The following is a 16,689-nucleotide window of genomic DNA, read 5'->3' on the forward strand; positions in this document are numbered from 1 at the left end:
CCTTTAACTTTTTTTGCTGTTAAAGGGATTTTTTATTAATTTTTATTACCTATATTACGTTTGTTAATTAATGTTTTTAATATGAAGTTAAAATCAACAGTGGATCCATAAGTTAATAAGTTGTAAATTATGGCAATTTATTTTTTCTATCACTATTTTTAAGGGTATCGTATGCCAGTGAAACCTTCTTCTTCTCATTTTGAAGCAAATAAAATTGCAGATCCATTATTTCTTCATGCTGAGCATATCGCGAAAGATTTCTCATTATTTCCAGACAATTCACTTCCTTCAAATACTGAAGGTTTAGAAGGATTGATTGATCGCGCGCGCATCAAATCAAATCTTTCTACTATCAATGAGCTTGATGTTGACGCCTATATTGCGCGAACAGTACAACCGGCCGAAGATAATAAACGTCCAGGTGCTAAAAAAATAGTTGCTGGGTTTAACGGAAAAATCATCACCGAGCAGCTAAACGGTGCTTTTTACAGTGCTGAAATGGAGTTTGATTTCGGCGGTTATATGCGTCGTATCGGTATTATTGCTCAAGAACGCAGCTCCAATAACGGTGCATGGATGCCAGAGCATCACTTGGCTGCCAGTAAGACAATTCGTAAATTTGCTGATTTGTCATTACCCATTGTGTACTTAATTGATACCCCTGGCGCCGATGCAGGCGAAGAAGCCAATCGTCAAAACCAAGCACACAGTATTTCGCAAATGATCACTGAAAGTGCAAATGTTGATGTACCCACCGTTGGGATTGTTGTGGGTGTTGGTTATTCTGGCGGTGCAATACCGCTGGCGACTGCGAACATCCTATTGTCTGTGCGTGACGGTATTTTTAATACAATTCAGCCAAAAGGCTTACAAAGCATTGCCCGCAAGTATAATCTATCGTGGCAGGAGTGTGCCCAGTCTGTTGGTGTTTCTCCTGAAGAGTTGTATGAGAACGGCTGCATTGATGGGATTGTTGACTACTCTCCGGTGGATCAGGATGAACGTCAGCATAATCTGCAAAAAGCCATTGTCTCGAGCATTTTATCCATAGAGACAAAGTCGGTTAGTTTCGTTCGTGAGTATCCGGATATTTTAGAGCATTATAACCGTAGCTTGATGCGTTATTTAGATCCTTCTAATAAATTAGTTGCCGTTGAAAATGCGTCTGATAACGTCCATTTAATTGCCAAAAATCCAACTGTTCATAACAATGCTTTCGGCACTACCTACCGCTATATGCGTTATTTAACTCTGCGTTCGCGTATCAAAGCAATCCAAATGAACGAGTATGGGCGTCTCTCTAAACTGACCGCGCCAGAGGGTGATTTAGACTCTCGTATTGAAGCGGATCGTAAACAAGTTTTTGTTAATTGGCTGGAGAATCCCGACAAAATAATTTACGACGATACGCTCAATAAAAATTGGAAAAAATTCCTCTCTAAACGTGATGATATAAGCGTTGAGCGTAATATTTTCACCAAATTTATTCTTGGAGAACCACAGCAAAATTATGATAATGCCAGAAGCGAATTATTAATTAATTTAACTTGGTCTTTATATAATCGTTGGAAAACCAGCGCTGCAAATAATTTCCGTGCCGTCATTGATTACCTCGAAGACGAGAATAACTTACCCCTTACTGATTCCTGGCCGGAACTCAGCAAGCTTACTGCAATAGATGTGGTTGCACATAAAGAAACGCGTGAATGTTTTATTGTTCATTGCCGCCATATGCTGGTGTTTAATGCGCTTTATGACAATACCATGGGCAACCTTGCTTCAATTGCGAAAGAAGCGATGGCAACCAAAGAGTTATCCCGTGATTCGGTTTCATCATTAGTGCGTAGCTCGTTAAAAGGCGCCTTAAACAAAGTAAGTGATGATGATTATGAGCAATTAAAATCTACCTTTAATGCGTGGTTAAAGTATTTTACGGATCAAAGTGGACGCGGTGACATTCTGGCTAAAGTGGAAGAGTGGAAGAGTGTTGGTTATCCGCAGATGAACTCCAGTTTATTCGTTGTTTTGACCTATATATTCGAAAAATTATTACCTGAGTATTACAAAAGTCGCGATGGTGCATCGGAATATAGCGGTGCAATTAATCCCGTACGGATCGGACGTCGTAAAGATTTCTGGAATCGTTTAACAATGGGTTATCAGGATCTGTTGATTCAAGCTGTACTGCGTGAAGAGAAAAACAAAAAGAATAATTCTTCGGACATTATTTTGGATAAATTCTTTACTGATTTTAAAGAATCAAAAGCCAATTTAATGACCGCCAACTTATTAGAGTTTCCTGGTTTCCGTTTGTCAATTGAAGATGCACTTGATAAAAACATTAAACCTTGTGGTTTAATAACTGGCGTTGGTGAGTTTACATTAGAGTCAGGTGCAAGCCAAAAAGTCGGTGTTGCAGTTTCAAATCTGGCTTTTCAAGCGGGCGCCTTTGATATGGCCAGTGCAGAAAAATTCTGTGCTTTGTTAGTGAAATGCGCTAAACACCATTTTCCGGTCGTGGCCTTTATCAGCTCTGGCGGTATGCAAACTAAAGAAGGTGCATCTGCATTATTTTCTATGGCAGTGGTTAATGACCGAATTACACGTTTTATTCGTGATAACGATCTACCCGTTGTGATGTTTGGTTACGGTGACTGTACTGGTGGTGCACAGGCAAGTTTTGTAACCCATCCTTTAGCACAAACCTATTATCTGTCCGGTACCAATATGCCCTTTGCAGGACAGATGGTTGTCCCCGCATACCTGCCATCAACAGCGACTTTATCTAACTATTTATCGCGTGTGCCGGGTGCCATGGATGCCTTAGTTATCAATCCGTTTTCGAACGATCTTGATAACAAATTAAGTGAAATTGATAAAAACATGCCCCTGCCATCGATCACCATTGAAGAGACTATTCAGCGCGCGCTTGAGGGTTTTGTGCCCATTTGTGATCTCACTGAAGATGATTTTTCACAGGCAGATCCGCGCGAGTTAATGGAACCGGTTAGGAAAGTGCTGATCCATGCGCGTGGTTGTACCGCGGTTAAATTAATTCGTATCGCTCAGAAAAATAATATAAAAGTTGTCTTGGTCGCGTCTGATCCGGATATGACATCTGTCCCTGCCGATATGTTAGGTAAAGGTGACAAACTGGTTTGTTTAGGGGGAAATACTTCCGATGAAAGTTACCTGAATGCCAGCTCAGTGTTAAAGGTTGCAGCCTATGAAGAAGTTGATGCGCTGCACCCGGGTATTGGCTTCTTATCTGAAAGCCCTCATTTTGCCGATTTATGTGTTGGTCATAACATTAACTTTGTTGGTCCAAGCATGAATAGCATGTTGACTATGGGTAATAAATCCAACGCTATTAAAACCGCTCAAGACAACGGCGTTCCTGTCGTGCCCGGCAGTCACGGTATTCTGACGGGTGCTGAGCAGGCACTTGATATTGCTAATGCGATGGGTTACCCGGTGTTACTCAAAGCCGTAAACGGTGGCGGCGGTAAGGGTATTCTGGTAATTGAAAAAGCGGAAAATATGTTTTCCGGGTTTAGTCAGGTTTCAGCAGAAGCGCGTAGCGCATTTGGAAACGGTGATTTATACCTTGAGAAATACATTACTTCACTACGTCATATTGAAGTTCAGCTATTACGCGATAAACATTGTAATACTAAAGTGTTGGGTATTCGAGATTGTTCGGTACAGCGTAATAACCAAAAAGTAGTCGAAGAGTCAGAGTCAACTATGTTGCCTGCTCATTTAGAAGCGGAAGTATTAAAGCATACGGCAGCCCTTGCTGACGCAGTTGATTACATGGGTGCAGGTACGGTTGAATTTATTTACGACTTGGATCAAGACGCAATCTACTTTATGGAAATGAATACACGTTTACAGGTGGAGCATCCTGTTACGGAGGCAACATCAGGTATTGATATCGTGACTGCACAGTATGATATTGCATCGGGTAAGAGTATCGAAGATCTTAAGCCGCAGAAGAAAGGTTATGCCATTGAAGTCCGTGTAACAGCGGAAAAAGCGGCATTGGATAATAATGGTGTTATGCAGCTGCTACCGCATCCTGGCAAAGTGGTTGAATATTCTGTTCCTGAGCAGGATGATATTGAAATAATGTCGATGATTGCTGAGGGCAAAGAGGTTTCGCCATATTACGACAGCTTAGTTGCGCAGTTTATCTGTCGCGGTAATGATCGTAATGATACTGTTCAGAAATTATTGAAGTTCTTGGATAAAGTGGTTATCAGAGGGATTGCGACCAATATTCCTTTATTGAAACGTATTCTAAAAGATGAAACATTCTTGAGCGGCGTCTACGATACAACTTATTTACCAAAATTCATGGCTAGGCTTGATCAACAGGTGATGATTGATGAGATGGAAGCTTCGGCTTCAACGAGTGAATCTAATCTTTCTATCCAAGTTGACGGCAGTAATGAATTAAAAGTAATGGCACAAAGTGCCGGTATTTTTTACCGTGCTTCCTCACCCGCAGAGCCTGATTTTGTAGCAGAGGGTGATATTGTTAATGTTGAGAAAACGCTCGGTTTAATGGAAGCGATGAAAATGTTCTCACCTATTACGCTCGCCAGCTTTAACCGTCAGAATGCTGAGTTATATGACGGGGATACTAAGTTCCGTGTGGAACGTATTATCAATGCTAACGGTCAGCAGGTCTCTAGCGGTGATTTGCTCTATATCGTAACACCAATGTAACTTTTACTATTAAGCTAAAAAAGCCAGTCAATTGACTGGCTTTTTTTATGCATTTTTAAAATGCGATAGCCATTCCCCTTATTAGTGGGGTTGCTATCAATAATAGCATTTGCTATAAATCCGACATGATTGTCAGTAGGGTGAAATGGAATGGATATTCCTTTAATTTGTAACGATTCAGTATTAAGTCAGAAAGCAAAAATATTACGTGAAAAATGGGGTTTTATAAGCACCAAAAATGACCATTTTCAATTGCAGCTTTTACCCGAATATTTAGCGCTTGAGCAAAAAGACGATCCTAAGCAAGGATTGGTATTTGTGGATTTTGTCTCAGGTAGCGTGGCGCATCGCCGCAAATTTGGCGGCGGTAAAGGGCAGGCGATTGCCAAGGCGATAGGTTTAAAACCCGGCGTGCAGGTTGATGTTATTGATGCGACGGCAGGCCTAGGTCGGGATGCTTTTGTATTAGCCTCACTGGGCTGTAATGTCACTATGATCGAGCGTTCCACCGTTGCTGCCGCATTGCTTGAAGATGGTTTAGAAAGGGCTTATTTAAACCTGGAAATAGGGACCTGGATGAAACAGCGAATGAAACTGCATTTTGGGTCGGCAAGTGAATATTTACAACACCATCAGACCGGTGTTGTTTATCTGGATCCTATGTTTCCTCATAAAAAGAAATCTGCATTAGTGAAAAAGGAAATGCGTGTTTTCCAAGGTGTTGTGGGGGAAGATCTGGACGCTGATAGTTTGCTTGAAGTGGCTATCAACGCTGCGCGTTATCGGGTGGTTGTTAAACGCCCTGACTATGCGCCTTTTCTAAATGATAAAAAGCCAACGATGAGTATTAAAACCAAGAAAAATCGCTTTGATGTTTATGTCAAACAGGCGATGCCGCAAAATAAAGGCTAAACCGGGTATGACTACCCGATTTTTTAAGCATTAAGCCGCTAAAAACGAACTCATCAACTTAAAAATTGTATTATGCCGGTTTACCTATTGGTAAAATATTACCATCATGCTGCTCATTGATAACTTCAGCCATGGCGAGATAGATTGCACCTAAGCCCGTGAGCATACCTTCAAAACCTGCGATTGTGCCAATCAGTTTCGAACCGGTCAAATCTTTGGCTGCTAATAAGAAAAACAGCACCGTTACGCCGGCAAATATAAGCTGTAAAGCCTTATTAGCACGCAAGGTACCGACGAACATGAAGGCTGAGAAGATACCCCACATTATTAGGTACCAGGCCATAAAGCCACTTGGTGTCGGGTCTGCTAAACCTAATTTAGGCAGAATAAGTAATACTACTAAACTTATCCAGAAAAAGCCGTAAGAGATAAAGGCGGTTAATCCAAAAGTATTGCCTTTTTTGTATTCCAATATTCCGGCGATAATCTGTGCAAGACCTCCGTAACAAAGCCCCATTGCGAGAATCATTGCACTGATCGGGAAGAAACCGGCATTGTGAATATTAAGTAAAACTGTTGTCATGCCAAATCCCATCAGCCCTAAAGGACCTGGATTTGCGTAGTTAATAGCTTGTGTCATGTCATATGCCTTTTTTTACATGTGATTAATTGAAGCGCGAAGATAGCATGAGGAAAAAAAATATAATGAGATTAATTATAAAAACAAGCTGCAACTCACCCTTTGTTATGGGTGATTGTCAACAATACGATTTCAACCTCAGATTTTACGCACGTAATTAGGCTTTTAATCGTTTAATATTAATATTTTTTATTTAATTGTTGACAATCATTTGCTGGCCTCCGAAATGACGTAGATTGTTAAACTTGTGTTTAGTGAACTTTAAACGCTATTAATGAATAAGATTGTTATTAATTCCCCCTATAATTACGCCTATAATCTGGGAAATGTTTGACCTTATAAAATAAATTTAATTACATAACATTACTGATATTATCAATTAAAAATATTTACAAGTGATTGCAGCTAATCACCTATTAAAAGGATCGATTTAGACCTCTATCAAGGTGATATTATCTTTATTGTGGACTTAAGGATCGGCTAAAAGTACTTTAGTACTCTATGCTAATACTCTGCAAGCTCTGACGAAGGATGAGTTGATTGAGATGCAGCAGGATAAAAAACGGGGCAGTTCCAGTTGCAATTAAGCTAAGTTAAACGTATTCGTTTGGCAATGGAATGTATTGTGGGTAAATCCGAATGTTGATAGTTTGCTTGATGTTGCTCTAAATGTCCTTATTGTGTGCTTTCTTAAAACGATAAAAAGCCAATGTTCAGCATTACAATAAAAAAGTGCTTTGATATTTATGTCAAACAGGGGATACCGTAAAAGAAAAGCTAAACCGGGTATCGCTACCCGGTTCTTATGTCAAGCATTAAGCCGCTAAAAACTAACTCATAAACTTAAATTATGCCGGTTTACCAATAGGTAAAATATCACTACCATGCTGTTCATTAATCACTTCAGCCATGGCCAAATAAATTGCACTTAAACCACAGATAATACCTTCAAAACCAGCGATTCTGCCAAGCAGTGCCGAACCGGTCAAATCTTTGGCTGCTAATAAGAAAAAAAGCACCGTTAAGCTTGCAAAGACAAACTGTAAGACCTTATTAGCACGTAAGGTGCCAATGTACATGAAGCCTGTGAAGATACCCCACATTATTAGGTACCAGGCCATAAAGCCACTGGGTGTTGGATCTGCTAAACCTAATTTAGGCAGAATAAGCAATACCACTAAACTTATCCAGAAAAAGCCGTAAGAGATAAAGGCGGTTAATCCAAAGGTATTGCCTTTTTTGTATTCCAATATTCCGGCGATAATCTGTGCAAGACCCCCGTAACAAAGACCCATTGCAATAATCATTGCACTGATCGGAAAGAAACCTGCATTGTGGATATTTAGTAAAACGGTTGTCATGCCAAATCCCATCAGACCTAAGGGACCTGGATTAGCGTAGTTAATAGCTTGTGTCATTTTATATACCTTTTTTGTTGCATGTGATTAATTGAAGCGCAAGATACATGAGACAAAAAATTGGAACAAGGTAATTATAAAAATAAATGACAGCTCACCCTTTTAGAATATTTGTTTGTTAACAGACAGTTAACAGGCTGTTAATAACCGTGGAAATAACGTACATTATGAGCTTTATATTTACTGAGCTTGAAATTCTATTAACAGATAAGCTTTATATTAATTTTATTAATTTGCCTTACAATAACTGTTAAAATATGAAAACTACTTTCACCCATAGAAAATGAATTAAATCATATGATATTACCGACGTTGTCGATTAAAAATCTCCATAAGTCATTTGCAGCTAATGAAGTATTAAAAGGGATCGATTTAGAAGCCTATAAAGGTGATGTTATCTCTATTTTAGGCGCTTCAGGATCGGGTAAAAGTACTTTGCTGCGCTGTGTTAATCTTCTGGAAACTCCAAGCTCAGGTGAAATCCGGGTGAATGGTGAGTTGATTGAAATGAAACAGGATAAAAAACGGGGTGCAGTGCCCGTTTCAATTAAGCAAGTTGAACGTATCCGTTCGCGTTTAGCAATGGTTTTTCAAGGTTTTAATTTATGGTCGCATATGACTGTTTTAGAAAATGTTATTGAAGCCCCTGTGCATGTTTTAGGTGTGCCTAAAAAAGAAGCAATTGAAAAAGCCAATGCTATTTTACAGCGTGTCGGTTTGTATGAAAGAAAATCTTTTTACCCCGGGCAGTTATCCGGCGGTCAGCAACAGCGTGTGGCGATTGCACGTGCGCTTGCGGTTGAGCCCGAAGTGATGTTATTTGATGAACCAACATCAGCACTTGATCCTGAACTGGTAGGGGAAGTATTAAGTGTTATGCGCGGGTTGGCTGAAGAGGGACGGACCATGCTGGTTGTTACCCATGAAATGGCTTTTGCCCGTGATGTGTCTAATAAAGTTATTTTTTTACATGAAGGTTTAGTTGAAGAGCAGGGGAAACCGGAAGATATTTTTTCAAACCCTTCATCTGAACGTTTTAAGCAATTCATCTCCTCGGTTTACTAACCCTAAAATCAGACTATTAAACTTTACTTTACTTAAATTAAGGATATAACATGAAAAAAATTAGTATGTTGATCGCACTCTTTACATTGTCAGTTAATGTTGCGCAGGCGAAAGAATGGACACAGATTAGAATTGGTGTTGAAGGTGCTTACCCGCCCTTTAGTCAAACAGAAGCCGATGGCAGCGTGACCGGATTTGATATCGATATAGCGAATGCTTTGTGTGCTGAAATGCAGGCAGACTGTACCTTAATAAAACAAGATTGGGATGGCATTATTCCTGCGTTAATGGCGCGTAAATTTGATGCGATTGTAGCAACCATGGATATTACCGAAGAGCGTAAAAAACGTGTTGCCTTTACCAATAAATACCAGCATATTCCGGCTCGGTTTGCCGCTTTAAAAGGGACTGAGTATCAAGGATCCCCGGCGTTTATGGCGGGTAAAAAAGTAGGTGTACAGCGTGCAACTTCAATGGATCTTTATATTTCTGATAACTACCCGGATGCTGAAATCAAACGTTATGGCTCGGCCGATGAGGCATATCTGGATCTTAAAGCAGGTCGTTTAGATTTTATAATGGCTGACTCAGCGGCAATTACCGGTGGATTATTAGAAAAAGAAGGCGGTGATAAATTTGAACTTGTTGGTCCGAAACTAAACGATCCTAAATGGTTTGGTGAAGGTGCCGGTATTGCCGTGCGTCAACAAGATAAAGATCTTGTTGAGCAATTTAATGCTGCTATTAAAGCGATTCGTGCCGATGGTACTTACCAAAAAATCCAAGATAAATACTTTACCTTTGATGTTTATGGTAGTGAAGAGTAAGCGTTGATTAATGCTTCTATTTCCCTCATTTTGAATCTATAGACTCAAAATGAGACGGGGCTGAAAGGATGGGAAACCATCCTTTTTTATTAAAAAAGAAATCATTATGGTTGAACTACAAAATTACTCGGGAATATTGCTTGAAGGTGCATGGCTAACCATTCAAGTGGCATTGCTGTCACTATTGCTGGCTGTTTTTCTTGGGCTACTGGGGGCATTGGCTAAATTATCGCATTCCGTTTTTTTTAAGAGCATTGGGACACTGTATACGACGCTCATTCGTGGTATCCCGGACCTGATTCTAATGCTGCTGATTTTCTTTGGTGGGCAGGTATTAGTCAACAATTTGAGTTACAACTTAAATGAATGGCTTAACCGGTTACTAACCGATTTTAATCCACAGCATGAGTGGACTGCCTATCTACCCGATTATATTAATATTAGCCCTTATATCGCGGGCATTATTACCATAGGTTTTATTTTTGGTGCTTATATGGCTGAAACATTCCGCGGTGCTTTTTTGGCGGTTGAAAAGGGGCAGTTAGAGGCGGCGACGGCTTACGGTATGAACAAATACAAACTCTTTTTGCGGGTGATGTTCCCCCAGATGATGCGCCACGCGCTACCGGGAATAGGAAATAATTGGTTAGTTTTATTAAAAACAACGGCGTTGGTTTCAGTTATCGGTTTACAGGATATGGTTAAAATTGCAGGGGATGCGGGTGGTTCGACTCAACAACCTTTTACCTTTTATATCGCCATTGCGCTAGTTTTTCTTTTTTTTACGTCTGTTTCCAGTCTCCTTTTTAGTTGGGCTGAACGTAAATATACAATTAAAACGAGGTAGAGATGGATTTTTCAATATTTATTAACGAATACCAGTTTTACCTTGCGGGTTTATGGACCACGGTGTGGTTAGTGGCACTTTCATTGTTACTGGGCTTGTTTATTGCTGTGCCGGTAGGGCTTTTGCGCAGTAGTGAAAACTGGTTGATTAAGGGGCCTGCCTGGTCTTTTATGTATTTTTTCCGGGGAACGCCCCTGTTGGTGCAACTGTTTCTTATTTATTACGGTGCGGCACAGTTTGACTTGATTCATGAAACTTGGTTATGGCACTATTTCCAGGAAGCGTGGTTTTGCGCTCTATTGGCCTTTACACTCAATACGGGGGCTTATACTGCTGAAATAATAAGGGGTGTTATCTCGACAATGCCAAAATCTGAATTAGAAGCTGCTAAAGCCTACGGCATGAGTGAAGGTCAAATTTTACGCCGTATAACCCTGCCAAATTCGCTACGTCGTGCGCTGCCGGCTTACAGTAACGAAATTATCTTTATGATTCATGGTAGTGCTATTGCCGGTATCGTCACTATTGTTGATATCACCGGTGCTGCGCGGGTAGTCAATGCGCGTTATTACGCACCCTTTGAGGCTTATTTCGGCGCGGCTTTGTTATATATGTGCCTGACATTCTCGGTCATTTTTGCTTTTAAAAAATGGGAAAGCCGTTACTCAACTCGTTAAATTTTATTTACTCTCCGTAAACTGAAGCCCATTTATCAGCCCAAACTACTTGAAGATGCAGGAATCTGCATCGGCAAGTCGTTTGGCTATATACTTTTATCTTCCCTGTTAATTTTTGCTTAACTGCCTTTCACTTCTATAATTTATAAGCTATTGCTATTATTGATATAAATAAAAGTAGTAATATCATAATAGCTGTTTAAGATGCTGATTTTTAGTCCCTGATAGGGCTGAATATACGGAGTTATACTATGAAAGATGCTGGATTGATCTACGGATATTACTTAAATGAACATAAAGACATCAGGCATATTGAGAAGCTTACTATGCTTGATTCCAATAAAAGTTATTGGCTGCATTTTGATTACACTTTTACACAAACGCAGGACTGGATCGAAAACCACAGTCAGTTAAACCCCGTTGTCATTGCCGCTCTGTTAAATGAAGAAACACGACCTCGTGCGACTTTTATTGATAATGGTTTTCTTATTTCATTACGCGGGGTCAATTTATCTCCCGACAGTGATCCTGAAGATATGGTCTCGATCCGGATCTGGATAGATCAGAATAGGATTATCAGCACTCGACGACGTACTTTGCTTTCAGCACAAAAAATAGCGTACGACATTGAGTCAGGAAACGGGCCTATCTCTGCCTGTGAATTGCTTACTCAACTTAGTTCAGAATTGATCTCCCGAATGAGTAATACTATTAATGATATTGAGGAAAAATTAGCCAATATAGAAGAAAAAATTCTGGAAAAAAATGTTTATATATTAAGAAATGACATAGTCGATTTAAGAAGACAGATTATTGCGTTACGTCGTTATCTCGCACCTCAACGGGAAGCTATGATGCAGCTGCAAAATGAAAAATACGTTTTCTTCAGTAATGAACAACGTTTTGAACTACGTGAAGCACTGGATAATTTAATGCGTTATATTGAAGATCTCGATTCCATCCGTGATAGAGCAATAGTAGTACAGGAGGAAATTGCCAATAAACTAAATGAACAGTTAAACAGCCGGCTGTACGTTTTATCTATTATTACCGCCATTTTTCTTCCTTTAGGTTTTTTGACCGGGTTACTCGGTATCAATGTTGGCGGGCTACCCGGTGTTGATAACCCCAACGCATTTACATTATTTATTGGATTTTTATTGTTAATTATTATTGCCCAGATTGTTATTTTAAAAAGAAATAAATGGTATTGAAATTTTTATTTATCAACAGGTTATATAAAAATGAAACTAGAAGATCTGCTTAATGTATTAAACTACCCAACTATCTCGATCGTGGGGCAGACAATCACCGTGGGTCAATGGCTTATTGTACCATTGGTGCTGTTTATCGGATATTTGCTGACTAAAGGGGTCACAAATTTTATATCAAAGCGCATGCTTGCCAAAAATATGGATCCTAATCAGATTCATCTTATTAGAAGAATCATCTATGTATTAGCCATTTCCATCTTATTGATCACTGTCTTAGATTTAATTAATGTACCTATTGCCGCTTTTGCTTTTCTCTCCGGCGCGATCGCAATCGGGTTTGGTTTTGGTGCGCAAAACATTATTAACAATTTTATCAGCGGTTGGATTTTAATGTGGGAACAACCGATTCGCATTGGAGATTATTTAGAAGTTGATAATGCTAAAGGAGTAGTGGAGGAAATTAATACTCGCTCAACAAGAATTAGACGAGTTGATGGCGTTCATCTGCTGATCCCCAATAGTAAATTGTTAGAAAATACCGTGGTAAACAGAACACTTGTTGATCATATTATGCGCACCTCTGTGTCTGTTGGGGTTGCCTATGGTTCACCTGCCAAACAGGTTGCGGCTTTAATTATGCGCGCGGCTAAAGAGCAATCTATTATCTTGGAAAATCCGCCACCCGTGGTTACTTTTGAAGATTTTTCTGACAACTCTTTGGTCTTTGAGGTCAACTTCTGGATAAATGCAACCATCGATGGCAGTTTACGCGCGGTCAGAAGTAACGTCCGTTTTCGTCTTGATGAGCTCTTTGCAGAGCACAATATTGTGGTGGCATTCCCACAACGCGATCTCCATATAGACGGCAGTTTAACGCTGCTTAAAAATCCATTAAAAGTCGCTGATGAACTATAATAACAGCAACAACTTGATGAGATGCCATTTTGCTGCTGTTGTCATAATAAGGTGTTGTAAAAAAATAATATTACAATGTGGTTAACAATAAATACTCTGTTTATTGTTATACCAAAGGAATTAATGAAGTGATCAATTATTGAGAAGGAAAAATCAGCACTAACAAGGCGAGAGTTGCATTCGAGCGTTGTTCTCCTTCACAAAATCGTCTGGAACGATTTTGAACAGCTTTAGCTGGCCACAAAGTGGTGAAGAACAGGACGTTCTGAATAAAACTCACAACGCGGTTAGGGATGATTTTAACCAGCAAGGGTGATCACCTTTTTAGTTCTTTTGGTATTAATCACAAATTGTGTAAGTAGCTGCAAATATAGAATCTGGATATTAATTTACTCAAATTTTCATATAAACTCGAAAAGAATATTCACCTTATCTAACCCACTGTCTGAAAAAGTTTTTTGTCAAACACAGCAAAATAATGATGTTGCTATTGATCTATTTTCACCTAAACTCGCGGAAATTTAACAAGGGCGGGCTGCCCTTCATAAAAACAAAATTAACTGATTTAAGTTGAAGCTAATTTAAAAGGAAAGGTTATGAAAATTGTTATTTTATCAAGAAATAAAAATCTGTATTCGACAAAAAGATTAAAAGAGGAAGGCGAAGCTCGAGGGCATCAAATTGATATTATAGATACACTTCATTGTTATATGGATATAACCAGCAGCCGCCCAACTGTTCGCTATCAGGGTGAAGAATTACCTGTGTACGATGCACTTATTCCGCGTATTGGGGCTTCCGTTACTTTTTACGGGACAGCCGTTGCCCGCCAGTTTGAAGTGATGGGGACGTTTAATATTAATGAGTCGGTTGCAATTAGCCGTTCAAGAGATAAATTACGCTCAATGCAATTATTATCACGTAAAGGCATCGGTATGCCAAGAACGGGTTTTGCCAGTAAACCTGATAATATTAAAGACTTGATTAAAAATGTCGGCGGCGCACCTGTTGTTATCAAATTGCTGGAAGGTACTCAGGGGATTGGCGTAGTGCTGGCTGAAACCGCTAAAACAGCTGAAAGTATTATCGAAGCTTTTATGGGGATCAAAGCCAACATCCTGGTGCAGGAGTTTATTAAAGAAGCCGGTGGTGCAGATATTCGCTGCCTGGTCATTGGCGGTAAAGTTGTTGCGGCAATGAAAAGGCAGGGGGCTGAAGGCGAATTTCGTTCTAATTTGCACCGTGGTGGTTCTGCTGTGGTGGTTAAATTAACCAAAATAGAGCGTGAAACAGCCATTAATGCGGCTAAAATCATGGGTTTAAATTTTTGTGGTGTGGACTTGTTACGCTCGGAAAGTGGCCCTAAGGTGATGGAAGTGAATTCCTCTCCCGGCTTAGAAGGTATTGAGACTGCTACCGGTAAAAACATCGCCGCTATGGTGTACGAATTTCTTGAAAAAAACATGAAAACCGACCATTCGAATAAAACCCGTGGACGTGGCTGATTAAGGATTGAGCATGGCGGTATTACGCATTGGCGATTTTGATATTTTACCTGGAACAGATCAAAAAATAGATCTTCCTGTCGCAAAGTTGTACACAGATTCAAATGTTTCCTTACCTGTCCACATAATAAGGGCTAAAAAAACCGGGCCAACCATCTTTATAAGCGCGGCTGTGCATGGTGACGAGCTTAATGGTATTGAGATCATTCGACGTTTACTCAAGTTGAAAAGTTTTAAGCTGACCCACGGGACTTTGATCGCAGTGCCGATGGTGAATGTTTACGGTGTGGTCAACCTAAGCCGTTATATGCCGGATCGTCGTGATTTAAACCGCAGTTTTCCAGGGTCAGCAAAGGGCTCTTTAGCGGGGCGAGTCGCGTATATATTCCTTAACCAGATCGTCAAGCATTGTGATTACGGTATAGATTTACACACGGGGGCGATTCACCGCTCTAATTTACCCCAAATTAGAGCGGATTTATCTGATCCTGAAACGAAAGAGCTGGCACTTATTTTTAATGCCCCCGTTGTTCTAAATTCAAATCTGGTCGATGGATCCTTAAGAGAAGCCGCCGTTGAAAATAATACTAAAGTATTACTTTATGAAGCGGGTGAAGCATTACGATTTGATGAATTTTCAATTAGATTAGGTATTAATGGCATTTTAAATGTATTAGCGCATTTAAACATGGTCAAAAAACAACTTTCAAAACGTAAAAAAATTGATCCCTTTATCGCCAACAGCAGCAGTTGGTTGCGTGCGAATGCAAGTGGCATCGTTAATCATGAACGCCATCTAGGTGATCAGGTTAAGAAAGGTGATCTTTTAGCTGAAATTGGTTCTCCCTATGGGGAGATCATTAATGTTGTGACAGCCGCTCGTGCGGGCATTATTATTGGAAAACAAAATATTCCCTTAGTGCAGGAAGGGGAGGCGATGTATCACATTGCCTACTTTACTGAGGATGATGCTTTAATCGCAGGACAAATTGAAAATGTACAGGGCCAGGTAGAATCTGACGGGTAAGCAATAAAATATATAGCCATTCAAGCGAAGATTAAGGTGCCGGCACAGGGCACTTATTTACTTAAAATGATGACGTTATAATTTAAAAATAGGCTATTTTATGACACCAAATAAGAGAATAATTATTGGCCGGCTGGAATCTATTTCACTGCCAGATTTAGCGATTGATGACTTACCGGTTAGAATCGATACGGGTGCTCAAACCTCATCATTACATGTTGATAATATTAAGAAGTTTTATAAAAATGGAAAACCCTGGGTAAAATTTGATATACACCCTGATATTCATAATGTTGAATGTATTGTTCCCTGCAATGCATTAATCTCCGACATCAGAAGGATAAAGTCTTCAAATGGCAGCACCGAGCAACGTTATGTTATTAAAACACCGATGATCCTGGGCGATAACAGCTGGCCCATTGAAATTACCTTAACTGACCGTTCAGATATGAGTTATTTAATGCTATTGGGAAGGGAAGCGATGGAAAAACGAATATTGGTTGATCCGTCGAGTGTTTTTTTAGTCTCTAGCAGTTTAAAAAACAGCTTAAAATAAGTCCTTAACTCTTTTTTATAGGAATATAAGTGAGGAGGAGCGTAAAAAGGTTAAGCGCAAAAGTAGCTTAACCTTTTTTATGTGATTTTAAGTGCTTTTTTAATGCGATAAAATCTGATCTAAAAAGAGTTTTAAACGATCCGATTGCGGATTATCAAAGAACTCATGGGGTTCATTCTCTTCGATAATTTGTCCCGCATCCATAAAGATCACCCGGTCTGCCACTTTTTTAGCAAAGCCCATTTCATGGGTTACACAAATCATAGTGATCCCTTCACCCGCCAGTTCAACCATCACATCCAGTACCTCCGATACCATTTCAGGATCGAGTGCTGAAGTGGGTTCGTCAAAA

General features: G+C 39.8%; 13 protein-coding genes and 1 pseudogene. 11 read left to right on the forward strand and 3 right to left on the reverse strand.

Going from position 1 to position 16,689, the window contains the following annotated elements; all coding sequences use genetic code 11:
* Nucleotides 1–171: 171 nt before the first annotated feature.
* On the forward strand, nucleotides 172–4,734 hold the full coding sequence (locus CXF72_RS02505) for an ATP-binding protein (protein ID WP_101036670.1): 4,563 nt from the start codon (nucleotides 172–174) through the stop codon (nucleotides 4,732–4,734).
* Between the two features lie 150 nt (nucleotides 4,735–4,884).
* The gene (locus CXF72_RS02510) at nucleotides 4,885–5,646 is read left to right on the forward strand and encodes a class I SAM-dependent methyltransferase (RefSeq protein WP_101036672.1); all 762 of its coding nucleotides are present in this window, start codon (nucleotides 4,885–4,887) and stop codon (nucleotides 5,644–5,646) included.
* A gap of 70 nt (nucleotides 5,647–5,716) precedes the next feature.
* Here CXF72_RS02510 and CXF72_RS02515 read toward each other — a convergent pair whose 3' ends face one another.
* Together CXF72_RS02515 and CXF72_RS02520 are read right to left on the reverse strand one after the other, a co-directional pair.
* Nucleotides 5,717–6,286 (reverse strand): acetate uptake transporter, encoded by a 570-nt coding sequence (locus tag CXF72_RS02515; protein WP_101036674.1) that lies wholly within the window; start codon nucleotides 6,284–6,286, stop codon nucleotides 5,717–5,719.
* A gap of 848 nt (nucleotides 6,287–7,134) precedes the next feature.
* Nucleotides 7,135–7,704 (reverse strand): acetate uptake transporter, encoded by a 570-nt coding sequence (locus tag CXF72_RS02520; protein WP_101036676.1) that lies wholly within the window; start codon nucleotides 7,702–7,704, stop codon nucleotides 7,135–7,137.
* Nucleotides 7,705–8,001: 297 nt separating this feature from the next.
* On the opposite strand from CXF72_RS02520, the gene CXF72_RS02525 reads away from it, so the two are divergent.
* The 9 genes from CXF72_RS02525 (at nucleotide 8,002) to CXF72_RS02565 (ending at nucleotide 16,337) form a co-directional block, all read left to right on the forward strand.
* The gene (locus tag CXF72_RS02525) at nucleotides 8,002–8,769 is read left to right on the forward strand and encodes an ABC transporter ATP-binding protein (RefSeq protein ID WP_101036678.1); all 768 of its coding nucleotides are present in this window, start codon (nucleotides 8,002–8,004) and stop codon (nucleotides 8,767–8,769) included.
* 50 nt (nucleotides 8,770–8,819) lie between these two features.
* On the forward strand, nucleotides 8,820–9,596 hold the full coding sequence (locus CXF72_RS02530) for an ABC transporter substrate-binding protein (RefSeq protein ID WP_101036680.1): 777 nt from the start codon (nucleotides 8,820–8,822) through the stop codon (nucleotides 9,594–9,596).
* 106 nt (nucleotides 9,597–9,702) lie between these two features.
* Nucleotides 9,703–10,443 carry an ABC transporter permease gene (locus CXF72_RS02535; RefSeq protein ID WP_101036682.1) on the forward strand — a complete coding sequence of 247 codons (741 nt, stop codon included), beginning with the start codon at nucleotides 9,703–9,705 and terminating at the stop codon, nucleotides 10,441–10,443.
* Between the two features lie 2 nt (nucleotides 10,444–10,445).
* On the forward strand, nucleotides 10,446–11,120 hold the full coding sequence (locus tag CXF72_RS02540; RefSeq protein ID WP_101036684.1) for an ABC transporter permease: 675 nt from the start codon (nucleotides 10,446–10,448) through the stop codon (nucleotides 11,118–11,120).
* Between the two features lie 251 nt (nucleotides 11,121–11,371).
* Nucleotides 11,372–12,334, forward strand: a complete 963-nt coding sequence (locus tag CXF72_RS02545; protein WP_101036686.1) for a zinc transporter ZntB — start codon at nucleotides 11,372–11,374, stop codon at nucleotides 12,332–12,334.
* A 30-nt stretch (nucleotides 12,335–12,364) separates the two neighbouring features.
* Nucleotides 12,365–13,249: a mechanosensitive ion channel family protein gene (locus CXF72_RS02550; RefSeq protein WP_101036687.1), complete on the forward strand. Its 885-nt coding sequence runs from the start codon at nucleotides 12,365–12,367 to the stop codon at nucleotides 13,247–13,249.
* A gap of 596 nt (nucleotides 13,250–13,845) precedes the next feature.
* Nucleotides 13,846–14,754 carry a 30S ribosomal protein S6--L-glutamate ligase gene (gene rimK, locus CXF72_RS02555; protein WP_101036689.1) on the forward strand — a complete coding sequence of 303 codons (909 nt, stop codon included), beginning with the start codon at nucleotides 13,846–13,848 and terminating at the stop codon, nucleotides 14,752–14,754.
* Between the two features lie 13 nt (nucleotides 14,755–14,767).
* Nucleotides 14,768–15,781: a succinylglutamate desuccinylase/aspartoacylase family protein gene (locus CXF72_RS02560; RefSeq protein ID WP_101036692.1), complete on the forward strand. Its 1,014-nt coding sequence runs from the start codon at nucleotides 14,768–14,770 to the stop codon at nucleotides 15,779–15,781.
* A gap of 100 nt (nucleotides 15,782–15,881) precedes the next feature.
* Entirely contained in the window at nucleotides 15,882–16,337 is a 456-nt protein-coding gene (locus tag CXF72_RS02565; RefSeq protein WP_101036695.1) for an ATP-dependent zinc protease family protein, read from the forward strand.
* Between the two features lie 99 nt (nucleotides 16,338–16,436).
* Here CXF72_RS02565 and CXF72_RS02570 read toward each other — a convergent pair.
* A pseudogene (locus tag CXF72_RS02570) lies at nucleotides 16,437–16,689 on the reverse strand (amino acid ABC transporter ATP-binding protein); the annotation flags it as partial.

Source organism: Psychromonas sp. MB-3u-54, assembly GCF_002836415.1.
Taxonomy (GTDB): domain Bacteria; phylum Pseudomonadota; class Gammaproteobacteria; order Enterobacterales; family Psychromonadaceae; genus Psychromonas.